Here is a 23,099-nt window from a genome sequence, read left to right as displayed (position 1 = left end):
CGCGGGGCGACATCAGCTTTCGGGGCGTTCCGTCGTCGGCGGGGCGGTCGCGAAGAGGGCACGCAGATCGTCGAAGGCCCGGGAGAGGTGCGCGTCCAAGCTCTGTGAGGGGTCGTCGATCCAGGCTTGGACCGCTTGGTGAAAGGCGGCCCAGCCGGTCCGAGCGGCCAGGCCGGCCAGCCGGTCGGCGACCTCGCGCTGCCGCAGCGCCTCCGCTACGGCTTCGGTGAGCGACGCGGCCTTGGTCAATTCGCGTTCGCGGAGCGCTGGTGTCCTGGCGATGACTTCTCGTCGTGGTGCGGAGAACGGGCGGTTGTCCTCAAGGGTCCGTCCGGCTTTCCGGAAGGCGCAGAGCAGCATGTCGAGCGGCTGCAGATCATCGGGCGCTTCGGCCACCGCCTGCGTCAGCGCGGTGCGCAGGGCGGCTTCGCCATCGAAGAGCACCTCGCGCTTGTCCGGGAAGTGCCGGAAGAACGTGCGCTCGTTGACGCCGGCCCGGGCGGCGATCTCGGCCGTGGTGGTCTGATCGAACCCGCGCTCCCGGTACAGCTCCAAGGCCGCCTGCTGAAGGCGGCGGCGCGCTTCTGCTCCGCTCCGTGGCACCCCTTGAGGTTACCGCATATGTCAGTGACCGGCACTACTTGACGCCAGTGACTGACACTACTTAGCGTCAGTCACTGGCGTTAAGTAACGCCAGTGACTGACAAAAGGGGAGGGTGTTTCATGCATGTCTTCGTTACCGGTGGTTCCGGCCTGACCGGCCCCGCCGTTGTCGCTGAGCTCGTCGCGGCCGGCCACGCCGTCACCGGCCTGGCGCGTTCGGATGCGGCCGCCGCTCGGCTGGAGTCACTGGGTGCCGCACCACACCGCGGCTCCCTGGACGATCTCGACAGTCTGCGGAGCGGCGCTGAAGCCGCCGACGGTGTCCTGCACATGGCCTTCGGCGGCGACTTCTCCGACCTCGACGACATGATGAGGCGCGACCGGACCGCGATCGAGACGCTCGGTCAGGCGTTGGAACGCTCGGATAAGCCGTTCGTCAGTACCTCCGGCACGCTGGTCATGCCCGCCGGCCGGGAGAGCACCGAGAAGGACGAGCCCGACCCGTCCGGTATCGCCGCCTTCCGCATCGCGGGCGAGCGAGCTTGTCTGGGCTCGGCCGCCCGGGGGGTCCGCGCGAGCGTGGTCCGGCTCGCCCCTACCGTCCACGGCCCCGGGGACCACGGCTTCATCGGCATGCTCGTCGCCGCCGCACGAAAGACCGGCAAGTCGGCCTACGTCGGCGACGGCACCAACCGGTGGCCCGCAGTGCATCGGCTCGACGCTGCCAGACTGTTCCGCCTGGCATTGGAGAAGGCCCCTTCGGGCAGCATGCTGCACGGGGTGGCCGAAAGGGGCGTCACCCTCAAGAGCATCGCGGAGACCATCGCTCGAAGCCTCGGACTGCCCGCGGTCTCGTTGACCCCGGACGAGGCTGTCGCGCACTTCCCCAGCCCGTTCATGGCCACTGTCTACGGCATCGACGCGCCCGTCTCCAGCTCCTCCACACAGGAACTGCTCGGTTGGTCGCCCGTTCACCCGACACTGCTCGACGACCTGGAGCACGGCGATTACTTCGCCACGCCGGTCTCCTGACCACCTCGCACGGCCATCAGCAGGATCGCCGTTCCGGGGGGGGGGGGGCTCGATAGCCGTGTCAGCAGGTCAGTTGGGGGCGTGCGGGGGCTGATGTGCTCGGACGTGAGCCCCGCACGACTGGTGCGGACCCGTCCACACACACAAAACACCCCTCTGACCTGTGTTTCCACAGTTCAGAGGGGTGTGTGAGCGGTAGCGGTGGGATTTGAACCCACGGAGGAGTTGCCCCCTCACGCGCTTTCGAGGCGCGCTCCTTCGGCCGCTCGGACACGCTACCGAGAGAGAGCTTAGCCCAAGGGGGGCCGTGCGCCGAAATCGGATTCCGGGGAGGGGCCGGCGCGCGGCGGGACACCGGTCAGCGGTCGCGGAAGAAGTCGGTCAGCAGGGCCGCGCAATCGGCTTCGAGGACGCCGGTGATGACCTCGGGGCGGTGGTTGAGACGCCGGTCACGGATGACGTCCCAGAGGGAGCCGGCCGCGCCGGCCTTGGCGTCGCGCGCGCCGTAGACGACGCGGTCGACCCGGGAGAGCACGATCGCGCCGGCGCACATCGTGCACGGTTCGAGGGTGACGACGAGCGTGCAGTCCGTCAGCCGCCACTCGCCCGCCCGTCGCCCGCCGGCATCCGCGGCGGCGTCCTGCGCGAGGTCCGTCCGGCGGGTCCCCGGGCGTGATGCCTGCTCGCGTAGGGTCCGGGCCGCTGCCCGCAGCGCGAGGATCTCGGCGTGGGCGGTCGGATCGCCGGTGGCCTCACGCTCGTTGCGGCCGGTGCCCAGGACCGTGCCGTCCGCGGACAGCACGACGGCGCCCACCGGGACGTCACCGGTCCCGGGGGCGCGGGCGGCCTCGCCCAGCGCCTGCCGCATCGGTGCGATCCACGGATCGCGCAGCGGGTCGGGGGCGGGGGAGGAGTGAGCGGCGGATGGGGGGACGGTCATGTCCCCCAGTGTCGGGGACGGGACCGTGGCGGGGCCGTCGGGCCCCGGGGGTGAGCCCGGCCGGGGCCGGCTCAGCGCACGGCTTCGAGGACCTCCGTGCAGCCCAGCGCGTCGGCGATGGTGCTCAGCGCATCAGTGTCGAGGGCCAGCAGCTCCTTCTCGCCGATGCCCAGGTCGGCCAGCAGGCCGGCATCGCCGAGCGGGCCGTGCGGCGGGCCGTCCGTGTCGTTCACCGCCTCCAGGGGGTCGTCGTCCTCCACGTTGTCGTGCGATTCGGGTTCGCCGTCCTCCGTGCCGTCCAGGTCGAGGCTGTCGAGGTCGTCGGCCGCGTCGTCCTCCTCACGGCCGAGCAGCTCGTCGGTCAGCATCGCGCCGTACGAGCTTCGGGCGGCAGCGGCGGCGTTGGAGAGGAAGACCCGCGGGTCGTCCTCGCCGTCCACCCGGACGACGCCGAACCAGGCGTCCTCCTGCTCGATGAAGGCCACCACCGTGTCGTCGTCGACCGCCGCCTCTCGGGCCAGATCGGCCAGATCGGTCAGCGTCTCCACATCGTCGAGCTCCGTATCGCTCGCTTCCCACCCGTCTTCGGTGCGCGCGAGCAGTGCGGCGAAGTACACCGTGACTCTCCCACTGGTCATAGGCGTGCCGGGTCGGGCGGGGCGGCGCTGCACGCCGTTGGTCCCGCCCCTTTCGGAATCGTGGCAGAAACAACGCGTTCGCGCGGGGTCTTCGACGCTGCGTCGTGCGGAGGTTGTGAGAGATGTCGCTCACGTGCCGCAGTGCGGGCGGGGGCGAGGCGGAGGTTCGCTACCGGCGGAACGGGCTCCGCTACCAGCGGAATGTGCGCATCCGCAGGGCCTGGCGCATCCGTTCGGCCCGTGCGCGACGCGGCTGGACGCGGTTCCGCAGCTCCTTGGCCTCGTGCAGTTCCCGCAGAAATTGTGCGCGGCGCCGTCGGCGCGCCGCCTCCGCCCCGGTGTCCGGGGCCGCGCCCTCGGTGCCGAAGGCGGCGTCGTTCGTGTCATCGGTCCGCTTGTGGTCGGGCACACGCACACCACCTCGGGCGGGGACTTCGCCCGACGGCAGGACGGCCGATCGGGCGTACGTGCCCACTTTCCCTCCTTTCGGTGGTTTGATGCCGATCACACTCCGATGCCGCGGGCGCCTGTCGGTGCTGCACGGCGGGCGCCGCGGCCTTCCGGCTCGGTTAGTGTCGATGTCATGCGGATCCACGTCGTCGACCACCCGCTGGTGGCGCACAAACTCACCACTCTGCGCGACAAGCGCACCGACTCCCCCACCTTCCGGCGGCTCGCCGACGAGCTGGTCACCCTGCTCGCCTACGAGGCCACCCGTGATGTGCGCACCGAGCGGGTCGGCATCGAGACACCGGTGACGGCGACCACCGGTGTGCGGCTGTCGCACCCGCGCCCCCTGGTCGTACCGATCCTGCGCGCCGGTCTGGGCATGCTGGACGGCATGGTGCGGCTGCTGCCCACCGCCGAGGTCGGCTTCATGGGCATGGTCCGCAACGAGGAGACGTACGAGGCGCACACGTACGCCACGCGGATGCCCGATGACCTCTCGGGCCGTCAGGTGTACGTCGTCGACCCGATGCTCGCCACGGGCGGCACGCTGGTCGCGGCGATCCGTGAGCTGATCGAGCGCGGTGCGGACGATGTCACCGCGATCTGTCTGCTGGCCGCGCCGGAGGGCGTAGCGGTCATGGAGAAGGAGCTGGCCGGGACGCCGGTGACGGTGGTCACCGCGGCGGTCGACGAGCGGCTGAACGAGGACCGCTACATCGTGCCGGGCCTCGGCGACGCGGGGGACCGGATGTACGGCACGGCCGGCTGAGCGCGCTACGGCCTTCCTGCCCGATCAGAGTCCGGGCCCTGCACCACGGGTTGGTGCGGGGCCCGTCCGCATGCGGTCAGCACTTGGCGTCGGAGGCGGGGGCCGGGGACGGGTGGGTGAGCAGGGCCAGGGACTTCGCGGCGTTCTGCCGGGTGGTCAGGTCCTTGAAGGTGTCACCGATGATCAGGTCGAGGTCGGCGCCCTTGCGGCCGTCGGTCTTCTGCTGAGCGCCGGTGAGCTGGGTGGCGAGAACCTTCAGGGGGTCGTCGGCCGCCTCGGGGCCGAGCAGTATCCCGGAGCCCTTGACCTTCTTGTCGTAGGCGGCAGGGGCGTTGCCCACCTTGCCGATTTTGAAGCCGCGCTTGTGGAGTTCGTCGGCGGTGCGCTTGGCGAGTCCGGAGCGCGGGGTGGCGTTGAAGACGTTGACGGTCAGCGTGCCGGGCGCGGGCAGTTTCCGTGCGGCGGTCTTGGCCTGCGCGGTGTCCGTCTTGCCGTGCTCCGGGCAGTGCGCTGTCCCCTGGGAGGCCTGGGCGGTGCTGCCGCGGCCGCCGAAGACATCGATGAGCTGCAGGGTCCCCCAGCCGGCCAGGCCGAGGGCGCAGGCCGTGACGAAGACGGTGAGGACGATCCGGCGACGGTGGCGGGGACGGCGCATCCGCGGATACCTGTCGCCCGTGATGCGGTACTTCTTACCGCCCATCCCTGGGGGCGTCAGCATGCTCATGGGCGCAGCGTAGTGCGGGAGGCAGGCCGTGCCTACTAAATGATCAACGCGTCGCCCGAGAGCCAACCCAAAAGGGTCAATACGGACAGGGTGGGTTGGGGGGTGCCGGGCGGTAAGGGAGGTTTTCCGGCCAGTTGGCCAGTTGGTCGGGGAGGCGGCGTGTCAGCCCAGTTCGAGCACGCGGGCGTGGAGTACCTGGCGCTGCTGAAGAGCCGCGCGTACCGCGCGGTGCAGCCCGTCCTCCAGGTAGAGGTCGCCCTCCCACTTCACGACGTGCGCGAAGAGGTCGCCGTAGAACGTCGAGTCCTCGGCGAGCAGCGTTTCGAGGTCGAGCTGCTGCTTGGTCGTCACCAACTGGTCGAGGCGTACCGGGCGCGGGGCGACGTCCGCCCACTGGCGGGTGCTCTCCCGGCCGTGGTCCGGGTACGGCCGACCGTTTCCGATGCGCTTGAAGATCACACGGAAAGCCTACCGGGCGAGCGGCACCGGGCGCAGCCATGCCGCAGCAACGCAAAAGGATCATTGGCGGCAAATTTGGATCATTGGGGAGGGGTGGCCCGGAGGATATGGCTGGATGCGACCCGAACGGGCTACCGCGCGGCGCGTTCCGGAGGGGACAGGGAGGAGCCCTGTCCCCTCCGAACGCGCCGGACCGTCACCACTTCCGGGCCGCCGCCAGGCCGGTCTGCCAGTAGGTGACCCTGGCGGTGTGCGGGTCGACACGGACGGGGGTGCGGCCGTCCAGGCCGACCTGGGTGGGGGCGGCGTGGGCGGTCAGCGCGACGCCGAACTGGGAGATTTTCCGGCCGTGGTGGCCTGTGCCGCCCGGCCCGCCCGCGGCGGAGGTGGTGATCGTGGCGTACGCCGTGTCGTTGGGGGACAGGGAGACCACGGCGAGCGGCCGGCTCGCCCCGATCACGGGCAGGGCCCGCTGCCGGCCGTCGCCGAACCGCAGCAGCGGGTAGCGCTGGGCGGCGAAGTCGCAGGTCCGGCGGGAGAAGTTGGTGACCGTCAGCAGCATGCGGTGGTCCCGTCGCGGCAGTGCGCCGGCGTGGAATCTGAGCATCTCGGGGGTACAGGCGACCCGGCCGCCCGGGCCCGGGGGCGGATTGCCGCTGTCCGGGAAGGGCGGGGCGGGGGCCGGCGAGACGGCCGTGACGGAGCTGTCGCTCCCCTTGCCGGGGGCGCCGTGGCAGGCGGTGGTCAGGGACAGCGCGGCGGTGACGAGGAGACCTGCGGCAACGGCCCGGCAGGCGGTGGCGGTGAACGGCATAGGGAGCTCCCCCGGGACGGTGGCGTCCAGACGACCTTCGGCGCGGGTGCTGGTGATCCGCTAACGCACGGCTAACGGGCCATGGGTTTTTGGCCTTTCGTTGGCCGGGGCCGGGGCCGGGGCCGGGGCCGGGGCAGGTGTGGCGGCCGGTCGGGCGGGGGCGGCCCGCCGGGCGGTGCAAGGCCGGGGCGCCGGTCCGCGGACCGCTGTCCGTGGACCGCTGCCCCGTGGACCGCTGTCCGTGGATGTCCGTTCGCGGTGCTCTCAACGGGGCGGCGGTGACGGGGAGGTGCCACTGCTGCCGGGTGCGGCGCGGGTGCTGCCCTGGGGGGTGGGGGTGGTCGACGGGGGCGGGGAGGGCGCCACGGTGGTCCCCGAGGCGCCGCCGTCCGGATGTTTCGTCGGCCGGGCTGTGGGGGTGTCCGAACGGGAAGGGGTCGGCGGCCGGGCCGGAATCCCGCTGGGCGCCCCCGAGCCGGAGGGGCCGGCCGTACGGGGCGGGACCGGCGACGGCCGGCTCGGTGACGGGGCGGGAGACGGTCCCGTACGGGACGGTGACGGTGCAGGGCCGACGGGGCTCGGCGGGGTCGCGGGCAGGGGCCGGTCCGGCGGGGCGCCGGGGGTGGTCGCCAGATAGCCGATCGCGACGGCGGCGGTCGCTGCGGCCGCGGCCAGCGGCAGCCCGAAACGGCGCAGCCAGGGCCGCATCGGACGCCGCAGTCGGCTGCGGCGGGTGTGCGGGCCCGGGGGCGCGGCCGGCCGCAGGTCCCGCAGGGCGATGCTCTCGGCGCGCGCCGCGAAGGCCCCGCGCAGCCGGTCCTCCACGGGGCGTCCGGACGCGGCGCCACCGGGGCCGGGGCCCGTACCGCCGACGCCACTGCCGCCTGCGCCGCCCGTACCGCCGACGCCACTGCCGCCTGCGCCGCCCGTACCGCCGACGCCGTCGACGGGGCCGCTGCCGCTGCCGCTGTCACCCGCGGCATCGCCGGGCCCGCCTCCGGCGCCACCGGTACGTGTGCCGGGGCCGTTCATGACCGCTCCTCCAAGATCTTCTCCAGCGAGTTCAGTGCGCGGCTGGCGATCGACTTCACCGCGCCGCGGCTGATGCCCAGCGTCGCCGCGATCTGTGCCTCCGTCAGGTCGCCCCAGTAGCGCAGGACGAGCACCTCCCGACGGCGGGCGGTCAGCCCGCTCAGCGCGGCGAACACCTCGCGGTGCTCCTCGTCCAGCACGATCCGCTCCTCGGCGGACGGCGCATCCGCCTCGTACGGCGGGGTGTAGCCGCGGGCGGTACGCCGGCGCCGCAGCACCGAGCGGGCGGCGTTGACGACCGCGGTGCGCAGGTAGGCGAGCGCATTGTCGACCTCGCCGAGCTGTTCGCCGTGCCGTTTGTAGAGCGCGGCGAACGCGTCCTGGACGACGTCCTCGGCGGTGGCGCGGTCGTCGACGAGCAGGACGGCCAGCCGGACCATGGTCAGCCGGTGGGCGTGGTAGAGCTCGCTGATCGTCGGCCGTGGTTCGGGGGGTGCGGGGGTGCCCTCGTCCGGCAACCAGGCCTCGAAATCTGCCGGTTGGCCGTACGCGGGATACCGGGCCGGGTGGCCGGGGCGCGGTGTTTCGCGGTGGGCGGCCGCCGGGCGGGCGGTGCGCAGCAGCCACCGCCACAGGGCAGGCCGGGGCCCCGGCAGGGCGAACCGTACCGGGGCGTACTGCGGGCCGGCGGAGTACTCCATCGATTCCTCGGGGTGGGGCGGGGGCCTTTCGCGGTGGCTCAGCCGCGCCGGCGGCGGACCGCGTAGACGGTGCCGCCACCCGCGGCGATCAGGGCCGCGGCGGTGCCGCCGAGCGCCAGGGTGGTCGTGGAGGAGGCCCCGGTGCGGGCGAGTTCCTTCTCGCTCCCGGACCCCTTGGCGGGAACGGGGCGGGGGGACGGGTGGGTGCCGTCGCCGCGCTTGCCGGGCGAGGTCGGCGGGGCGCTGGGGCGGGGCCGGGCGGTGGGCGGCTGCGGCGCCGGGTGGCTGGGCGAGACGGAGGGGCGGGGGGTAACGGGGGTGCTGGGCCGGGCGGTGGGCGCCGGGGAGGCGCTGGTGGCGGGTCCGGGCGTGGGCCGGGTGCTGCCGGCGGCCGGTTGCGGGGCGGGGGCCTGGGCCGCGGGGCCGGGGTGCGGACGCTGCGGCTGCGGTGCCCGGTCGTCGGCGTGTGCGGTGCCGGCCACGGACAGCGCGGCCAGCGTGAGCGCCGCGACCAGCGCGGCGCCGACCGCACCGCGCGGACGGGGGCGGGTGGCGTACGGCCGGAAGCCGGCGGAGGTGCGGGAGGCGCGGGAGGTACGGGAGGTGCGGGAGGTGCGGGTGAACTTCACGGACTTCACGGTCGGCTGCTCCACGTTCGTCGGCGGGGCGGCGCCTGAAGGCGCCCTCACCCGTCACGACGTGCGGTGGGGCCGGGGGTTGCCGGGCGGTGCGGAAAAACTTCCGCGGCCCCGCTTCCGCCCGCCGGATGCCCGCGGCCCACGCTGTGCAGCGGTCCTCGGCACCTTCTGTGCAGCAGCCCGCGGACCCCGCCGTGCAAACTGCCCTCGGACCCGCCGTGCCACCGCCCTCAGCCCGCGCGATGCCGCTGCAGTGCGAGGTGCGACGCCACGATCGCGGTGACCGAGCCGAAGATGACCACCAGGATGGCAATCGGGTTGAGGGCGCTGCCGTTCATGTACGGGTCCCCCCAGGGTCGTTCGGTCCCTTTGCGGCCGACGGCTCCACCGCGCCTTCCGCGTCCCCGGTCTCGTGCTGTGCGGCCGTCCCGGACCGGTCCTCCTGGAGGGCCGCGAGGACGGTGGCCAGGTTCAGCTTCAGCTCGAACGGCGTCAGTTCGAAGTACTTGAGCGCCTTGCCGTCCTCGGACAGCTCCAGCCGGCCCACCACCAGACCGGCCTTCTCCAGGCGGTCCAGGTGCATATAGAGCAGCGGCCGGGACATCTCCAGCCGGCGGGCCAGTTCACTGACGTAGAGCCGGCCGCCGGCCAGCTCGGCGATCACCCGCAGCCGCTGCGCATGGCCTACGGCGGACAGCAGGGCCAGCAGCTCCTCGCTGTTCATGGCCCACCTTCTTGCCGTTCCGGACGCCGGTCGGCGGAGGTCCGTATGGCGCGACGGACTGCCCCACACGTCCGCGCCCGCCGGCCATCGACGGACTGCCCCACACGTCCGCGCCTGCCGGTCATCGACGGACTGCCCCACACGTCCGCGCCCGCCGGCCCATCGCCATCTTACGGTTGACGCTCTGCCTGACACCTGTAATTCTTGACTTACATGCGTACCAGTGGGGGGCGCGATGTGATGCCGAGGGGGAAAGGCACATGAACGTGGCGGTACGAACGCGGCCGACGGAGCGCGGGCCGAAGGAAAGACGGCCGGTCACGGTGCGGTGCGCGACCTGGAGTGCGCGGCATCCGTGGCGCGCACTCGCCGGATGGCTGGCGTTCGTGGTGCTGTGCCTGGGGGCCGGCATCTCGGCGGGGACCCACAACGCCACCGCGGAGGACTACCGCGTCGGGGAGGCAGGCCGCGCGGAGACCCTGGCCGCCGAGGCCCAGCTGGGACACGATCCGGTCGAGCAGGTGCTGATCACCGCCCGGTCCGGCCCGCTGGACGAGGCCGCGACCGGTGCGGCCGTCCGGGACCTCACCGCCCGGATGCGGGCGCTGCCCGAGGTGGCGCGGGTCGCGCCCCCGGTCCGCTCGGCCGACGGCAGCGCCTTACGGGTCGCCGTGATCATGAAGGGGGCGGAGGCGGACGCCAAGGATCATGTCGCTCCGCTCGCCGGCCAGACGGCGGCGGTACAGCGCAGCCACCCGGGGCTGCGGGTGGCGGAGACCGGGAGTCCGTCGGTCAGCGTCGGGGTCAACGCCCAGCGCGGCCAGGATCTGGCGCTCTCTGAAGCGATCACCCTGCCCGTCACCCTGCTGACCCTGCTGGCCGCCTTCGGGTCCGCACTGATGGTGGCGGTGCCGCTGCTGCTGGCACTGACCTCGATCGCGGCCGCCGTGGGCCTGTCGATGGTGGTCTCCCACGTACTGCCGGACGCCGGGGTGGGCACCAACGTCATCCTGCTGATCGGCATGGCGGTCGGCGTCGACTACACGCTCTTCTTCCTCAAGCGCGAACGCGAGGAGCGGGCCCGCGCGGGCGGCCGCCTCCGGCCCGAGGCGCTGGTGGAACTGGCCGCCGCCACGTCCGGCCGGGCGATCGTCGTCTCCGGCTTCGCGGTCGTCGTCTCCACGGCCACCCTCTACCTGGCCACCGACGTGGTCTTCTCCTCGCTCGCGACCAGCACCGTCATCGTCGTACTGGCCGCGGTCCTCAGCTCGCTGACGGCGCTGCCCGCACTCCTGGTCAAGATCGCCCAGCGCGCCGAACGCCGCGCGGCACGCCGCGAACAGCGGACCGGACGCCGTCCGGCACCGCGCGTCCGGCCGGACGGCGCCGGCCGCCTCTGGCGCGCCCTGCTGCGCCCGGCGAGCACCCACCCGGTCCGCGCCCTGTGCCTGTCCGTTCTGCTGCTGCTCGGCCTCGCGGCCCCCGCCGCGGGCATGCAGCTGCGCGTCCTCAACAAGGACAGCCACTCACGTGAGATCCCTGCCCTGCAGACCTATGACCGGCTGACCACGGCCTTCCCCGACCTACGGGTCCAGCATCAGATCGTGGTCCGTGCCGCCGCCGCACAGGCGCCCGAAGTGGCCTCCGCGCTAGGGGAGTTGGGTGCCCGCACCCGGTTGGATTCGCTCTACGCCAAGGACACCGCGCCGCCCCTGCGCACCTCGCGGGACCGGCGCACCACCACCATGGACGTGTCGACGCCCCACAAGGTCAGTTCCCCGCAGGCGCTCGCCTCGCTCGACCGCCTGCGCAGGGACTATCTGCCGGCCACCGTGGGCAAGGTGCCCGGCGCGGAGTTCGCGGTCAGCGGGGACGTCGCACACGACACCGACTACCTCGCCCACCAGAACGAGAAACTGCCCTTGGTCGTCGGGGCGCTGCTGTTTCTGACGTTCCTCATGACGGCCCTGGTCTTCCGCTCCCTCGTGATCGGCCTGATCGGGGTCGCGCTCAACCTGCTCTCCGCTGCCGCCGCGTTCGGCCTGGTCGTGATCTTCTTCCAGCACGGCCTGGCCGGCACCCTGTTCGGCTTCGACGCCACGGCGACCAGCGCCATCGGGTCCCGTGTCCCGCTGTTCCTGTTCGTGATCCTCTTCGGCCTGTCGATGGACTACCAGGTCTTCGTCGTCAGCCGCATACGGGAGGCGGCACTGCGCGGCGTACCGACCAGGGAGGCGGTGCTGCACGGGGTCGGCGCCTCCGCCAAGGTCGTCACCAGCGCGGCCGTGGTCATGGTGACGGTCTTCGCCAGCTATATGTTCCTGCACCTCGCCGAGATGAAGCAGATCGGCTTCAGCCTCGCGGTGGCCGTCCTGCTGGACGCCTTTGTCATCCGCGTCGTGATCCTGCCGTCGGTACTGATCCTCCTGGGGCGGGTGGCCTGGTGGCCGTCCCGGACGATGCGGCGGGCGTAGGGCCGAGGAGCGCTCCGGGCGGCGGGCGGCGCGGGCAGGGGCGAGGGCTGCGGGCCGCCCGCCCCTGCCTCAACCGGCCGTCCACGCGGCTGAGGTGACCTCCCCGCCTTCCTGCACGCAGCGGTCCTCGGTGCTGTGAACCTCCCAGGCCGGGAAGGGGTCGTCGGCGGCCGCCGGTGCGGGCTCGTCGGGGGCGAGCAGGCAGGCGGTGAGGGCGGCGTGCAGGGGCTCGGGGCGCAGTCCGGTGCCGATGAAGACCAGCTCCCGGGCGGCCCCGGCTGCGGCCTGATCCGGGCCGCTTGCCGGGCCGTGTGGAGCAGGGTGGTCTTGCCCGCGCCGAGGAAGCCGGAGAGCACGGTGACCGGCAGCCGGGAGTCCGCCATGGCCGCTCAGCCCTTCGGGCCGATCAGGCCGAGCCGGTAGGCCTTCGCGAGACGGCGCGGGACCTGGTGGACGGAGCCGTCGACGGTGACGGGTACCAGCTGGGGAACGGTGGCCTTCCACTGGGCGCGGCGATGGCGGGTGTTGCTGCGGGAGAGCTTGCGCTTGGGTACGGCCATGGGAGCGGGGCCTCCTTCGGGGCGGCGGGCGAGCCGGAGCGGTTCCCCGGCGGGGTGCCGTCAGGAGGCTATGTGAAAATGGATACCGTTTTCAAGTGGCGGCCCCATGAGGGTGGCGCCCCATGAGGGTGGCGCCCCATGAGGGTGGCGCCCCATGAGGTTCCCGGCCGCTGTGGAGTCACGGCATGCGCACGCCCGGGGCGGCCTGCGGCAGGCCGCCCCGGGCGTGATCGCTCGTGCCCGGAACCGGGCGGAGGGCGCTGGTGGATCAGCTGGCTCAGATCGTCGAGGTGTCGATCACGAAGCGGTAGCGGACATCGCTCGCCAGCACCCGCTCGTACGCCTCGTTGATCTGCTCCGCGCTGATCACCTCGATGTCCGCGGCCAGCCCGTGCTCACCGCAGAAGTCGAGCATCTCCTGCGTCTCCGGGATGCCGCCGATCAGCGAGCCGGCGATCGAGCGGCGCCGCGGGATCAGGGCGAACGGCGCGACCGGCAGCGGGCTCTCCGGGGCGCCGAGCTGGACCAGGGTGCCGTCGGTGCGCAGCAGTTCGAGGTAGGCGTTCAGGTCCAGGTTGGCGGAGACGGTGTTGACGATCAGGTCGAAGGTGCCCGCCAGTTCCTCGAACGTGGCCGGGTCGGAGGTCGCGTGGTAGTGGTCCGCGCCCAGCCGCAGGCCGTCGTCCTTCTTGCGCAGCGACTGGCTCAGCACGGTGACCTCGGCGCCCATCGCATGCGCGATCTTCACGCCCATGTGGCCGAGGCCGCCCAGGCCGACGATGGCGACCTTCTTGCCGGGGCCGGCCTGCCAGTGGGCGAGCGGCGAGTAGAGGGTGATGCCGGCGCACAGCAGCGGGGCCGCGGCGTCCAGCGGGATGCTCTCGGGGATGCGCAGGGCGTAGTTCTCGTCGATGACCAGGTGGGTGGAGTAGCCGCCGTGGGTGGTCTCGCCGTCCCGGCCGGTCGCGTTGTACGTGCCGACGTTGCCGAGCTCGCCGGTGCAGTACTGCTGCAGGCCGGCCCGGCAGTTCTCGCACTCCCGGCAGGAGTCGACGAAGCAGCCGACGCCGACCCGGTCGCCCGCCTGGTAGCGGGTGACCTCGGCGCCGACCTCGGCGACCACACCGGCGATCTCATGGCCGGGGACGATCGGGAAGGCCCCGCCGTCGCCCCACTCGGCGCGCACGGTGTGGATGTCGGAGTGGCAGATGCCGGCGTACTTGATGTCGATCAGGATGTCGTGGGCACCCAGCTCGCGGCGCGGAATCGTGATCCGCTCCAGCGGTGCTTTCGGGGCGGGTGCGGCGTACGCGAAGACAGAGGTGTGGGTCATGACACCGAGAATGCGGCGTCCCGCCGGTCGTAACCAGTGCACTCTTGAACGTATGCATGGCGTGCCTAGTACTGACGGAACCACCCTCCGGCCCGGTCCGCTGCCGCAGACCGCGGTCATGGACCGGCGAACGGAGCTGAGTGAGTTCCTTCGCTCCCGGCGGGCCCGGCTGCGGCCGCAGGACGTCGGCCTGCCGGAGTACGGCGGGCGGCGCCGGGTGCCGGGGCTGCGCCGCGAGGAGCTGGCGCTGCTTGCCGGGGTGAGTGTGGCGTACTACATCCGCCTCGAACAGGGCCGCGGCCGCAATGTCTCGTCCGCCGTACTGGACGCCATCGCCACCGCCCTGCGGCTGACCCCCGCCGAGCGCGATCACCTCGCTCATCTCGTCCGCCCGGTCTCCCGCCGGGTCCGCCCGGCCCCCCGGCCGCAGCGGGTACGCCCCGCGCTGCAGCAGCTGATCGACACGATGGAGCGCGTCCCCGTCTATGTCATCGGCCGGCGGCTGGACATCATCGGCTGGAACCGGCTCGCCTGCGCCCTGCTCGGCGACTTCGCCGCGCTGCCGCCCGAGCGCCGCAATCTGGCCTGGCAGGTGTTCCTCGATCCGGCCGCGCGCGAGCTCTACGAGGACTGGGACGCCAAGGCCACCGCTGTGGTCGGCTATCTGCGGCGCGATGCCGGCCGTAATCCGGACGACCCCGAAATGGCCTCGCTGATCGGCCGGCTCTCACTCGGCAGCGGGGAATTCCGGCAGTTGTGGGCCGCCCACGACGTGCAGGACAAGGGCTTCGGCAGCAAGGTCCTGCACCATCCGCTGGCCGGCCGGCTGACCCTGGCGTACGAAACCCTGACCCTGCCCGCGGACCCCGACCAGCAGGTGATCACCTACCACGCCGAACCGGGGTCGCGGTCGGCCGAAGCGCTCCGGCTGCTGGCGTCGGATCAGGAGAAGATCACCGAACGGACCTTCAACTGCTCCGAGGCGTGACCGCCGTTCGGCCGGAGGCTGAAGTGGTCGCCCGTGCAGTCGGAGCCCGCGAAGACCGTGGCGACGGACGAGGTGTAGTTCTTCGGGGTGTGGGCGGGCTGGACGGACGGGTCGGTCACCTCGGGGAGGGCGAGGCACGCCCGGCTCGGGGGGTCGGCGAGCAGGCCCACGTGCGGGGTGCCGGTCGAGTCGGTGTACACGTAGGTGAAGGGGCCGGTGGCCGCTCCGGCCGAGGCGGTGGGCAGGGCCAGGGCGAGCGCGAGGGCGCCGACGGCGGTGGCGACGGTGTGGCGAAGACGCATGGGGATATGTCCTTCCATTCCTTTTCTTTGTGGAATGTCTGTTTCCCGTGTCTGCGCCGGCTGATGTCCGTAGTCACACGAAGGAGTTCTGGGCGAACGGTGCACTACGGGCCCGGGCGTACCTCGCTCCGCTCCCGCAGTACGCCGGCGATCCGCTCGCACCACTCACGGGTCTCCCGCTCGAAGCCGAGGCCGCGCAGACAGGTGAGATACGGGCCGATCCGGTCGCCGTGGACCAGGAACTCGGCCTCGTCCCTGCCGCCGCGCAGCCGGGTCAGCAGCTGGTCGAAGATCTCGGCCTTGGCGGCCGCGACCCGCGCCCGCTCCGCCAGCTGCTCGATCACCGGCGCGGCGTCGATCCGGTCCACGGCCTGCACCTTGACCAGCAGATCATCACGGATGAACGACGGTTTGGACGCGGCCGCGGCAAACCGCTCCAGCTCGGCCAGGCCCTCGTCGGTGACCTGGAACAGTCGTTTGTTGGGCCGGGTCTCCTGGACCACCTGGCGGCCGGCGATCAGCCCCTGTGCCTCCAGCTTGGCCAGCTCCGTATAGAGCTGCTGCGGCAGCGCGTGCCAGAAGTTGGCGACACCGGCATCGAACGCCTTGGCCAGTTGGTAGCCGCTGTACTCGCCGTCCAGCAGCGCCGCCAGTACCGCGTGTTTGAGAGCCATGTCCGGCCGCCCCTTCCCATACTCAAGAATATGACTAATCATAGTCGTGACTAAGAGCCCACCGGGGTCGGTCGGGTTGTCTGCCCGGCCGAGGCGAGGAGGAAGAGCGATGGGGACGACGGCGGACCGCTTCAAGGCGGCGGTGGAGGCAAAGGATCTCGACGCGGTGGAGGGGCTGTTCACCGAGGACGTGCGGCTGTACAGCCCGGTGAAGTTCACGCCCTTCGAGGGGCGGCCGATGGTGCTCGGGCTCTTCGGGGTGCTGCTGCGTACGTTCCAGGACTTCCGTTACGTCGGCGAGCTCGCGGGCAGCGCCCAGACGGCGGCGGGGCCGGACGGCGGCTCCGTGGACTCGACGATCCTGATCTTCCGGGCCACCGTGAACGGCAAGCAGATCCACGGCATCGATCTGCTGCAGTTCGACGAAGCGGGCCGGATCAAGGAGTTCACGGTGATGGTGCGGCCGCAGTCCGCGGTGCAGGCACTGGGGGAGGCGGTGCTGGCCGGGCTGGTCGAGGACGGGCTGGTGCCCCGGTCGTAGGGGGTGTCTCCCCTGGGCCCGCTCGTGCCGAGTCGGGGCAGCTCTTCGGAGAGCCGCCGGTGGGCGGGCCGGGTCAGCCTTCGAGGAGCCGCTGGAGGGCGGGCGCGTAGAGGTCGGCGAGCCGTTCGGGCGGGGCCTGGGAAGCGGCGCCGGTGCGGTGGATGCTGAGGGTGGCGCCCAGGCCGATCAGCTGGGCGGCGATCAGCTCGGCCCGGAGGGCGGCGTCGGGGCCGCTGAGCAGGGTGGTGAGCCGGTCGGTGATCTGCTCCTGGAACCGGTCGCGCAGCAGCGAGCGTTCGTCGCTGATGCCCAGGGAGAAGACCACGCGCAGCAGCGGATCGCCCTGCTGGGCGCGGCGTTGGCCGACGAGGGTGCGCACCAGGTGCCGGCCGAGCTCCGGGAGCGGTGCGGTGAACAGCGCGTCGGCCGCCGGGCCGAAGTCGGCCACGGCGGCGAAGAGCTGCTCCTTGCTGCCGAACCGCTTGACGATCAGTGAGGCGCTCACCCCCGCGTCGGCCGCGATACCGCGCAGCGTGACCTCGGCGTACGGACGCAGGGCGAAGGCCCGCCGGGCGGCGCGCAGGATGGCACTGCGGCCGGTGCCGGGGTCGGTGCCGGGGTCGGCCATGGAGCTCGGGCCTGTACCTGCGTGGGCGTCGGTGGCGGTGGCGGTGGCGGGGCTCGGGTCCGTGCCGGCGCCGGTGGCGGGGCGTGGCCCGGGGCCGGTCGCGGGCGTCGGGACGGTGGCCGGACTCGGGCGTCCCGTGCCCTCCGGGGCGGCTGCGGCGGCCTCGGCCTGAGCGGTCATGCGTCCTCCTGGGTGAGCGCCGTCCGCGCCGGCGCGGACGGTCGCCGGACCTGTTCGACCGTACCGGCCGGCGGCGGTGTGCGGTCCCCCGGCAGGCACAGGGTGACGGCGAGGGCGAGCAGGGCGGCGGCGCCGGCGATGAGGAAGACCAGCAGGTACGCATGGAGGGTCGGGACGGTCCGGCCGCCCGCGCGGAAGGTGACATTGGTCAGTACGGCGGCGACCGCCGCGCTGCAGAACGCCTGCCCCACCGAACGCATCAGGGTGTTCAGGCCGTTGGCCGCCCCGGTCTCACCGGCCGGCACCGCGCGCATCACGAGCGCGGGCAGCGCGGAGTAGCCGATCGCGGTGCCCGCGGCCACCACCGTCGCCCCCGTGATGATCATCCACAGCTGATGACTGGTGAAGAACCGCACCGCATACCCCACCGCCATCAGCGCGGCGGCCAGCGCCAGGGTGACCTTCGGCCCGTGCTTCGCCGAGATCCGCGCGGACACCGGCGACAGCGCCACCATCGTCAGCCCGCCCGGCAGCAGGCACAGTCCGCTGACCACGAGGGAGGCGCCCAGCCCATATCCGGTGTTCCGGGGTTCCTGCACCATCTGCGCGGTGGCCAGCGAGTTGGCGTAGAAGGCGAAGCCGATCAGCAGCGCGGCGAGGTTCGTCAGCAGCACCGCGGGCCGGGCCGAGACCCGCAGATCGACCATCGGCGACGTGCAGCGCAGTTCGTAGGCGCCCCATGCCAGGCCGGTCAGTACGGCCGCGACGAGGAGCCCGAGGGTGCGCACGGAGGCCCAGCCCCAGCCGGCGCCCTGGGTCACGGCGAGCAGCAGGCAGCTCAGCGAAACGGTCAGGCCGAGGGTGCCCAGGACGTCGAAGCGGCCGCGCGAGCGCAGCGGCGATTCGGGGACCCAGGTCAGCACCAGCGCCACGTCCAGCAGCCCGAGGGCCGCCGAGACCCAGAACATGGTGTGCCAGTCGGAGTGCTCGATGACCAGCGCGGCGATCGGCAGTCCGACCGCGGCGCCGATGCCCAGCGTGGAACTCATCAGCGCGACCGAGGACAGCACCCGCGCCGGTGGCAGCTCGTCGCGCATGATGCTGATGCCGAGCGGTACCACCGCGAGCGCCGCGCCCTGCAGGGCCCGTCCCGCGATGAGCACCCCGATCTGTGAGCTGACGGCGCACAGCACGGAGCCGAGTACCAGGACGCCGAGGGAGGCCAGCAGCACCCGGCGCTTGCCGTACATGTCGCCGACCCTGCCGAGGACGGGGGTGCAGATCGCGCCGGTCAGGAGGGTGACGGTGACCAGCCAGCTGGCGGTGGCCGGGGTGGCGCCGGTGAGCTGGGGGATGTGCGGCAGCAGCGGTACGACGAGGGTCTGCATGACGGCCACGACGACACCGCAGAAGGCGAGGACGCCGACGAGTGCGCGCGGGTGGCCGGCCCCGCCGGGTACGGCGGTCTCGACGGGCTCGGGTATCGCTGCGGGCATGGCTCTCCATAGGGCGCGGCGGAACGGCGGACAGGGGTGCACGGGCGTTCACCCCCCAGGGTAAACGCCCGTGCACCCCTGTTGCACGCCGAACCGGACCCGCCAGGTCCCCTCCGGCGGATCCGGTGGGGACCGGTCCCGGGGCCTGTCGTCTAGACCCGCCCCACCCGGTCCGCCTGTTCCGCCCGGTTGGCCTGTTCCGCCCGGTCCGTCTGCTCCACCGAGATCGCCGCGGCCGGGCAGATGGCCACGGCCTCATGGACGGCGTCATGGAGCCCGGCCGGCGGTTCGGCGTCGAGCAGGACGACGATGCCGTCCTCCTCGCGCTGGTCGAACACCTCCGGTGCGGACAGCACACAGCTGCCGGCGCCGCAGCACTTCTCCTGGTCGATGTGCACGCGCATGGTTCTCCCCACGATGGGCCGCCGGGCTGCTGAGCGCCGTGGGCGGACGGGTTGGACGGGATGACGGAAGGTACGGAGTGCCGGAGGGGTTCCGGTGACGGAACGGGGGCGGAACGGGTGACGGAGCGAGGGACGGAACGGGTGACGGAGCGGGTGACGGAGCGGGGGGCTCACCACGCGACCGGCAGCGCGTGGACCCCGTAGATCCCCATGTCGTGACGGAACCGGATGTCCTCGAAGGGGACGGCGAGCCGCAGGTCCGGCAGGCGGCGCAGCAGCGTCTCGACGGCGATCTGCAGTTCCACCCGGGCGAGCGGCTGGCCCAGGCACTGGTGGACGCCGAAGCCGAAGGCGACATGACGCCGGGCATCGCGTCCGACGTCGAGTGCGTCGCCCCCGGGGAAGACGTCGTCGTCACGGTTGGCGGAGTTGAGGGTGCACAGCACGCCTTCGCCGGCGCGGATGGTGCGGCCGCCGATGGTGACGTCCTCGGAGGCGACCCGCGGGAGACCGTTGTGGACGATCGTCAGATAGCGCAGCAGCTCCTCGACGGCCCCCTTGATCAGCGAGGGGTCCGCGCGCAGCCGCTCCAGCTGGCCGGGGTTGCGCAGCAGGGCGAGGGTGGACAGTGCGGTCATGTTGGCGGTGGTCTCATGGCCCGCGATCAGCAACAGCCGCCCCATGGAGGCGATTTCCTCCGCGTCGAGGTCGCCGCGGGCGACCAGCCGGCTGACGATGCCGTCGTCCGGCTCGCGCCGTTTGGACTCGGCGAGCCGGGTCAGATAGCGCCGCAGATCCTCCTGTGCGGTGCGCACCTCCTCGGCCGTCGACCGGAGGCTGAGCAGCAGGCGGCTGCGGTCCTGGAAGAACTCGTGGTCGTCATACGGGACGCCGAGCAGCAGGCAGATCACCAGGGAGGGCAGCGGCAGCGCGAATGCGGCCACCAGATCCGCCGAGTTGCGTCCCGTGGTCATCCGGTCGAGCAGGCCGTCGGTGAGGCGCTGCACCTCGGGGCGCATCGCCTCCACCTTCTTCACCATGAAGTCGGCGGTGAGCATCCGGCGCAGCCGCGCGTGCTCGGGGTCGTCCTGGCGGATGAAGGTCGGTTTGAAGGCGGCGAGTTCCCGGCCGCCCGCGGTGAGGAAGGGGAATCCGGGCCGGGTCGCATCGGCGCTGAACCGCGGGTCGCCGAGCACCTCCCGTACGTCCTGATGCCGGGTCACCAGCCAACAGGAGGAGCCGTCCCAGAGCGTGGCCCGGGTGATCGGTTCCTCCCGGCGAGCCCGTTCGACGCCGGGCGCGGGGTCGAACGGGCAGCCTTCGGCCCGCTTGGCCGGGACGGCGAGGGGGGCGAGGGGGGCGAGGTCTTCGCCCGGGCCGGTGTCGTGCTCCGCCTCGGTACGTTCTGCAGTCGTCATGCGGCTGGTCCTTCCACGATCGGGACACGGCACTGCCGTGGCGAACGGTGCGGGTAGCGCTTTTCCTTGACGGGCTCTGCGAACTCGGCAACCACCTCGGCAGCCGCCGTGAACTGTGGGGATCGCGGCCACCGATGGCTAGTTACCTAACTTAAGCAACTAAGTTGTTCACACGTTAACTCACCGCGAACGGGGGAGGGAAGAGGTGATCAAGGCGCCCCCGAGGTTGGCTCAAACCGAGCGGACGCGCGCCCTCGGGGCGACGTGCCACAGGGCGGATCCGGGCGCCCCAAGGGCAGCTAAAGTGCCTGCATGTCGGACCCCGGAAGAGACCAGGACCCCATCGCCGCACTGCAAAGAGTGCTGGCCACGCTGTCCTACCTGCTCACCCGCTCCCGGGCGCACGAACGCCAGGCGGCCCAGGCGGGAGTCACGGCGGCGCGCTCCGACCTCTGGCTGCTGATGGCTCTGGAGGACAGCGGCGGGGTCAGCCGGGTCGGCGATCTGGCCGCACTGCTGATGGTCGAGCCCCCTCATGTCACCCGCCAGATCAGCCAGTTGGAGTCTCAGGACCTGGTCGAACGAACCCCCGACTCGCTCGACCGCCGCGCCCGGCAGGTGGCGATCACGCCCCACGGCAAGGCCGTCCTGGGCCGCCTCCAGCACACCAGCCAGGCCGGTCTCCACGAGGCGCTCGACGGCTTCGACGACGCCGATATCGCCGCCACCGTCGCCGTGCTCAACCATCTGGTGGCCCACGCCCGCCGTAAGCACACAGCGGAAGACCCACCGCGGGGGCGGGGGGTGTGAACGGGGCGGGGCCGGGCCGGGGGTGTCCCCCTGCGCCCCACCCCGCCCGGTGTCGCTCCCCGATGCGTCCGGTGTCGCTCCCCGATCTCTACTCGGTCGCTACTCGATCTCGACCCGGCCGCTGCGGCTCTGCTGCGCGGCGGTGCCGCCGTTCTTGTCGGTCTTGCCGTCCTGGCCCTCGGGGGTGCCGAGGTTGCGGCGGACCGAGTCGAGGATGGTCAGGCCCTGTCCGACCAGTCCCGCGGCGATCTCGCCCAGGCCGTCGGTGCCGTTGAGGACGTTGACATTGGCGTTGGCCAGGCCCGTGGAGGCTTCCTTGACGATCTGCGGGAGCTGGTCGATCAGCATCCGGTCCAGGGCCACCCGGTCGTGCGACGCGGCGGCCTCGGCCTGGATCTTCATCCGCTCGGCCTCGGCCAGTGCCAGCAGTCGGATGCGCTCGGCCTCCGCCTCGGCCGGCTTGACGACCTCGGCCACCAGCTCCTGCTGACGCAGCTTTGCCGCGCGCTCGGCGAGTTCGGTCTTGGCGGCGAGGACTTCCTGCTGTGCATGGGCCTGTGCGAGCGGGCCGGCCTGGGCGGCGCGGGCCTGGGCGCGGTCCACCTCGGCGGAGTACTCGGCCTGGACCACGGCGGTCTGCCGGGAGTACTCGGCCTGATTACGCGCGGCTTCCTGCTGCGCCTCGACCGATGCCTGGGTGGCATGGGCCTGGGCGATCTGTGCCTGCTGCTGGATGGCCGCCTTGTGCGGGGCGGACATCGCCTCGATATAGCCCGTTTCGCCGTCGTCGATCGACTGGATCTGCAACGAGTCGACGATCAGGCCGATCTTCGCCATTTCGGTCTTGGACGTCTCCAGGACCTCGGTGGCCAGCTTCTGCCGTTCGGTGACGATCTCCTCGACCGTCATCGAACCGATGATGGAGCGCAGATGACCGGCGAAGATCCGGCCGGTCAGTACCGACATCTGGTCCTGGTCGGACAGGAATCGCTGACCGGCGTTGACCACGCTCTCGGTGTCGTTGCCGACCTTGAAGGCGATGACGGCGCGCACCGTCAGCGCGATGCCCTGCCGGGTCACGCAGGTCTCTGCGACCTCCGCCTCACACATCGCCAGCGTCAGGAAGCGGACCTTGCGGAAGACCGGGAGCACGAACTTGCCGTGCCCGGTGACCACTCGGAATGGCGCGCCCCCCTGTCCACGCCTGCCTCCCGAGATCAGCATGGCTTGATCGGGGGCAGGGACGCGGTAACCGAACATCCTTATGTCTCCTCAACCGGCGTCGCCGGCATTGCCGGACAACGCGTCCAACGGATCGGCCCACTCCATGACGTCGACCTGACGACTGCCACGCGACTCGATCACGAGCACGGTCGCCCCTACCGGAAGGGGCTCGGCGGACCAGGCGAGAAACGCCTCGGTACCGCCTCTGATCCGTACCAGGACCTCACCGGGACCGGCAGTCCCGCGCGTGCCGATCAGCAGCACTCCCGTACAGCCGATTACGGCATCGTCCTGTGCCATCCGCGGCTGCCCTCCCCCGTTACGTTCCTGGAAAACCGACCATAGCGCTCCGGCACGCGGTGGCCTATGGGGGGTCGGCGGCGAATTGGCGGGACGGGCCACGGCGGTCAATTTCCCGTTAAGACATCCGCAAATGAAGTGCGGAATGCCGATGCGCGAGTGAGCGGGGGGCGGGTGGGCGACTGAGCGCGTGAGCGGGTGAATGGGTGAGCGTCGGCGAGGGGTGGTGAGTGAGTGAAGGGG

The 23,099-nt window shown here is 72.0% G+C and carries 27 protein-coding genes, 1 tRNA gene and 1 pseudogene; 6 read left to right on the top strand and 23 right to left on the bottom strand.

Translation table 11 applies throughout. From position 1 onward, the window contains the following. Window positions 1–12 precede the first annotated feature (12 nt). On the bottom strand, window positions 13–603 hold the full coding sequence (locus ACF088_RS16395) for a TetR family transcriptional regulator (protein WP_392376444.1): 591 nt from the start codon (window positions 601–603) through the stop codon (window positions 13–15). Window positions 604–723: 120 nt separating this feature from the next. Here ACF088_RS16395 and ACF088_RS16390 point away from each other — a divergent pair, with 120 nt between their 5' ends. Further along, on the top strand, window positions 724–1,635 hold the full coding sequence (locus ACF088_RS16390; RefSeq protein ID WP_392376443.1) for an SDR family oxidoreductase: 912 nt from the start codon (window positions 724–726) through the stop codon (window positions 1,633–1,635). A gap of 193 nt (window positions 1,636–1,828) precedes the next feature. Here the strand turns inward: ACF088_RS16390 and ACF088_RS16385 are convergent. The 4 genes from ACF088_RS16385 to ACF088_RS16370 all read right to left on the bottom strand — a co-directional run bounded on the left by ACF088_RS16385 (window position 1,829) and on the right by ACF088_RS16370 (window position 3,622). Beyond that, window positions 1,829–1,915 (bottom strand) — tRNA-Ser (locus ACF088_RS16385). A 78-nt stretch (window positions 1,916–1,993) separates the two neighbouring features. Continuing rightward, on the bottom strand, window positions 1,994–2,575 hold the full coding sequence (locus ACF088_RS16380) for a nucleoside deaminase (protein ID WP_392376442.1): 582 nt from the start codon (window positions 2,573–2,575) through the stop codon (window positions 1,994–1,996). Between the two features lie 71 nt (window positions 2,576–2,646). After that, window positions 2,647–3,213: a hypothetical protein gene (locus ACF088_RS16375; RefSeq protein WP_392376441.1), complete on the bottom strand. Its 567-nt coding sequence runs from the start codon at window positions 3,211–3,213 to the stop codon at window positions 2,647–2,649. 190 nt (window positions 3,214–3,403) lie between these two features. Beyond that, a complete protein-coding gene (locus ACF088_RS16370) occupies window positions 3,404–3,622 on the bottom strand; it encodes a hypothetical protein (protein ID WP_392376440.1) in 219 nt (72 codons plus the stop codon). A 174-nt stretch (window positions 3,623–3,796) separates the two neighbouring features. On the opposite strand from ACF088_RS16370, the gene upp reads away from it, so the two are divergent. Further along, entirely contained in the window at window positions 3,797–4,432 is a 636-nt protein-coding gene (gene upp, locus ACF088_RS16365; RefSeq protein ID WP_392376439.1) for a uracil phosphoribosyltransferase, read from the top strand. Between the two features lie 76 nt (window positions 4,433–4,508). On the opposite strand, the gene ACF088_RS16360 is transcribed toward upp, so the two are convergent. From ACF088_RS16360 to ACF088_RS16330, 7 genes are all read right to left on the bottom strand, one after another. Further along, entirely contained in the window at window positions 4,509–5,156 is a 648-nt protein-coding gene (locus ACF088_RS16360) for a LytR C-terminal domain-containing protein (protein ID WP_392376438.1), read from the bottom strand. 162 nt (window positions 5,157–5,318) lie between these two features. Beyond that, window positions 5,319–5,615: a type II toxin-antitoxin system VapB family antitoxin gene (locus ACF088_RS16355; protein ID WP_030084955.1), complete on the bottom strand. Its 297-nt coding sequence runs from the start codon at window positions 5,613–5,615 to the stop codon at window positions 5,319–5,321. A 196-nt stretch (window positions 5,616–5,811) separates the two neighbouring features. Further along, a complete protein-coding gene (locus tag ACF088_RS16350; protein WP_392376437.1) occupies window positions 5,812–6,429 on the bottom strand; it encodes a DUF4232 domain-containing protein in 618 nt (205 codons plus the stop codon). Window positions 6,430–6,693: 264 nt separating this feature from the next. Beyond that, the gene (locus ACF088_RS16345; RefSeq protein WP_392376436.1) at window positions 6,694–7,461 is read right to left on the bottom strand and encodes a hypothetical protein; all 768 of its coding nucleotides are present in this window, start codon (window positions 7,459–7,461) and stop codon (window positions 6,694–6,696) included. Continuing rightward, window positions 7,458–8,162 carry an RNA polymerase sigma factor gene (locus ACF088_RS16340; protein ID WP_392376435.1) on the bottom strand — a complete coding sequence of 235 codons (705 nt, stop codon included), beginning with the start codon at window positions 8,160–8,162 and terminating at the stop codon, window positions 7,458–7,460. Before ACF088_RS16340 ends, ACF088_RS16345 begins: the two co-directional genes overlap by 4 nt. Before the next feature lie 38 nt (window positions 8,163–8,200). Then, the gene (locus ACF088_RS16335) at window positions 8,201–8,800 is read right to left on the bottom strand and encodes an LPXTG cell wall anchor domain-containing protein (protein WP_392376434.1); all 600 of its coding nucleotides are present in this window, start codon (window positions 8,798–8,800) and stop codon (window positions 8,201–8,203) included. 334 nt (window positions 8,801–9,134) lie between these two features. Further along, the gene (locus tag ACF088_RS16330; RefSeq protein ID WP_392376433.1) at window positions 9,135–9,524 is read right to left on the bottom strand and encodes an ArsR/SmtB family transcription factor; all 390 of its coding nucleotides are present in this window, start codon (window positions 9,522–9,524) and stop codon (window positions 9,135–9,137) included. Between the two features lie 260 nt (window positions 9,525–9,784). Between ACF088_RS16330 and ACF088_RS16325 the strand changes: the two genes are divergently transcribed. After that, the gene (locus ACF088_RS16325) at window positions 9,785–11,998 is read left to right on the top strand and encodes an MMPL family transporter (protein ID WP_392376432.1); all 2,214 of its coding nucleotides are present in this window, start codon (window positions 9,785–9,787) and stop codon (window positions 11,996–11,998) included. Between the two features lie 287 nt (window positions 11,999–12,285). On the opposite strand, the pseudogene ACF088_RS16320 reads toward ACF088_RS16325, so the two are convergent. The 3 genes and pseudogenes from ACF088_RS16320 to ACF088_RS16310 all read right to left on the bottom strand — a co-directional run. Then, window positions 12,286–12,381 (bottom strand): annotated as a pseudogene (locus ACF088_RS16320) (GTP-binding protein); the annotation flags it as partial. 6 nt (window positions 12,382–12,387) lie between these two features. Then, complete coding sequence (gene rpmF / locus ACF088_RS16315) at window positions 12,388–12,558, bottom strand: 50S ribosomal protein L32 (protein WP_392376431.1); 171 nt, start codon at window positions 12,556–12,558, stop codon at window positions 12,388–12,390. A gap of 277 nt (window positions 12,559–12,835) precedes the next feature. Further along, window positions 12,836–13,891 (bottom strand): NAD(P)-dependent alcohol dehydrogenase, encoded by a 1,056-nt coding sequence (locus ACF088_RS16310; protein WP_392376430.1) that lies wholly within the window; start codon window positions 13,889–13,891, stop codon window positions 12,836–12,838. A 118-nt stretch (window positions 13,892–14,009) separates the two neighbouring features. On the opposite strand from ACF088_RS16310, the gene ACF088_RS16305 reads away from it, so the two are divergent. Beyond that, window positions 14,010–14,879 (top strand): helix-turn-helix domain-containing protein, encoded by an 870-nt coding sequence (locus tag ACF088_RS16305; protein ID WP_392376429.1) that lies wholly within the window; start codon window positions 14,010–14,012, stop codon window positions 14,877–14,879. On the opposite strand, the gene ACF088_RS16300 is transcribed toward ACF088_RS16305, so the two are convergent. Next, window positions 14,834–15,181, bottom strand: coding sequence for a hypothetical protein (locus ACF088_RS16300; protein ID WP_392376428.1), 348 nt, complete (start codon window positions 15,179–15,181; stop codon window positions 14,834–14,836). The genes ACF088_RS16305 and ACF088_RS16300 overlap by 46 nt on opposite strands. A 104-nt stretch (window positions 15,182–15,285) precedes the next feature. After that, the gene (locus tag ACF088_RS16295) at window positions 15,286–15,855 is read right to left on the bottom strand and encodes a PadR family transcriptional regulator (protein WP_392376427.1); all 570 of its coding nucleotides are present in this window, start codon (window positions 15,853–15,855) and stop codon (window positions 15,286–15,288) included. 109 nt (window positions 15,856–15,964) lie between these two features. Between ACF088_RS16295 and ACF088_RS16290 the strand changes: the two genes are divergently transcribed. Continuing rightward, window positions 15,965–16,396 (top strand): nuclear transport factor 2 family protein, encoded by a 432-nt coding sequence (locus ACF088_RS16290; protein ID WP_392376426.1) that lies wholly within the window; start codon window positions 15,965–15,967, stop codon window positions 16,394–16,396. A gap of 73 nt (window positions 16,397–16,469) precedes the next feature. Here ACF088_RS16290 and ACF088_RS16285 read toward each other — a convergent pair whose 3' ends face one another. From ACF088_RS16285 to ACF088_RS16270, 4 genes are all read right to left on the bottom strand, one after another. Next, on the bottom strand, window positions 16,470–17,204 hold the full coding sequence (locus ACF088_RS16285; protein ID WP_392376425.1) for a TetR family transcriptional regulator: 735 nt from the start codon (window positions 17,202–17,204) through the stop codon (window positions 16,470–16,472). Continuing rightward, window positions 17,201–18,700 carry an MFS transporter gene (locus ACF088_RS16280; protein ID WP_392376424.1) on the bottom strand — a complete coding sequence of 500 codons (1,500 nt, stop codon included), beginning with the start codon at window positions 18,698–18,700 and terminating at the stop codon, window positions 17,201–17,203. The genes ACF088_RS16285 and ACF088_RS16280 overlap by 4 nt, the downstream gene beginning before the upstream one ends. A 152-nt stretch (window positions 18,701–18,852) precedes the next feature. Continuing rightward, complete coding sequence (locus tag ACF088_RS16275; protein ID WP_392376423.1) at window positions 18,853–19,104, bottom strand: ferredoxin; 252 nt, start codon at window positions 19,102–19,104, stop codon at window positions 18,853–18,855. Window positions 19,105–19,274: 170 nt separating this feature from the next. After that, window positions 19,275–20,522 carry a cytochrome P450 gene (locus ACF088_RS16270; protein ID WP_392376422.1) on the bottom strand — a complete coding sequence of 416 codons (1,248 nt, stop codon included), beginning with the start codon at window positions 20,520–20,522 and terminating at the stop codon, window positions 19,275–19,277. 312 nt (window positions 20,523–20,834) lie between these two features. Between ACF088_RS16270 and ACF088_RS16265 the strand changes: the two genes are divergently transcribed. After that, the gene (locus tag ACF088_RS16265; RefSeq protein WP_392376421.1) at window positions 20,835–21,332 is read left to right on the top strand and encodes a MarR family winged helix-turn-helix transcriptional regulator; all 498 of its coding nucleotides are present in this window, start codon (window positions 20,835–20,837) and stop codon (window positions 21,330–21,332) included. A 99-nt stretch (window positions 21,333–21,431) separates the two neighbouring features. Here the strand turns inward: ACF088_RS16265 and ACF088_RS16260 are convergent, their stop codons facing one another. Then, the gene (locus ACF088_RS16260; protein ID WP_392376420.1) at window positions 21,432–22,592 is read right to left on the bottom strand and encodes an SPFH domain-containing protein; all 1,161 of its coding nucleotides are present in this window, start codon (window positions 22,590–22,592) and stop codon (window positions 21,432–21,434) included. A gap of 12 nt (window positions 22,593–22,604) precedes the next feature. Further along, window positions 22,605–22,856, bottom strand: a complete 252-nt coding sequence (locus tag ACF088_RS16255) for a hypothetical protein (protein ID WP_030989681.1) — start codon at window positions 22,854–22,856, stop codon at window positions 22,605–22,607. Window positions 22,857–23,099 lie beyond the last annotated feature (243 nt).

The sequence above is a fragment of the Streptomyces sp. NPDC015125 genome (assembly GCF_043080045.1).
Lineage (GTDB): Bacteria > Actinomycetota > Actinomycetes > Streptomycetales > Streptomycetaceae > Streptomyces.
This window is presented reverse-complemented; position numbering and strand designations above follow the sequence as displayed.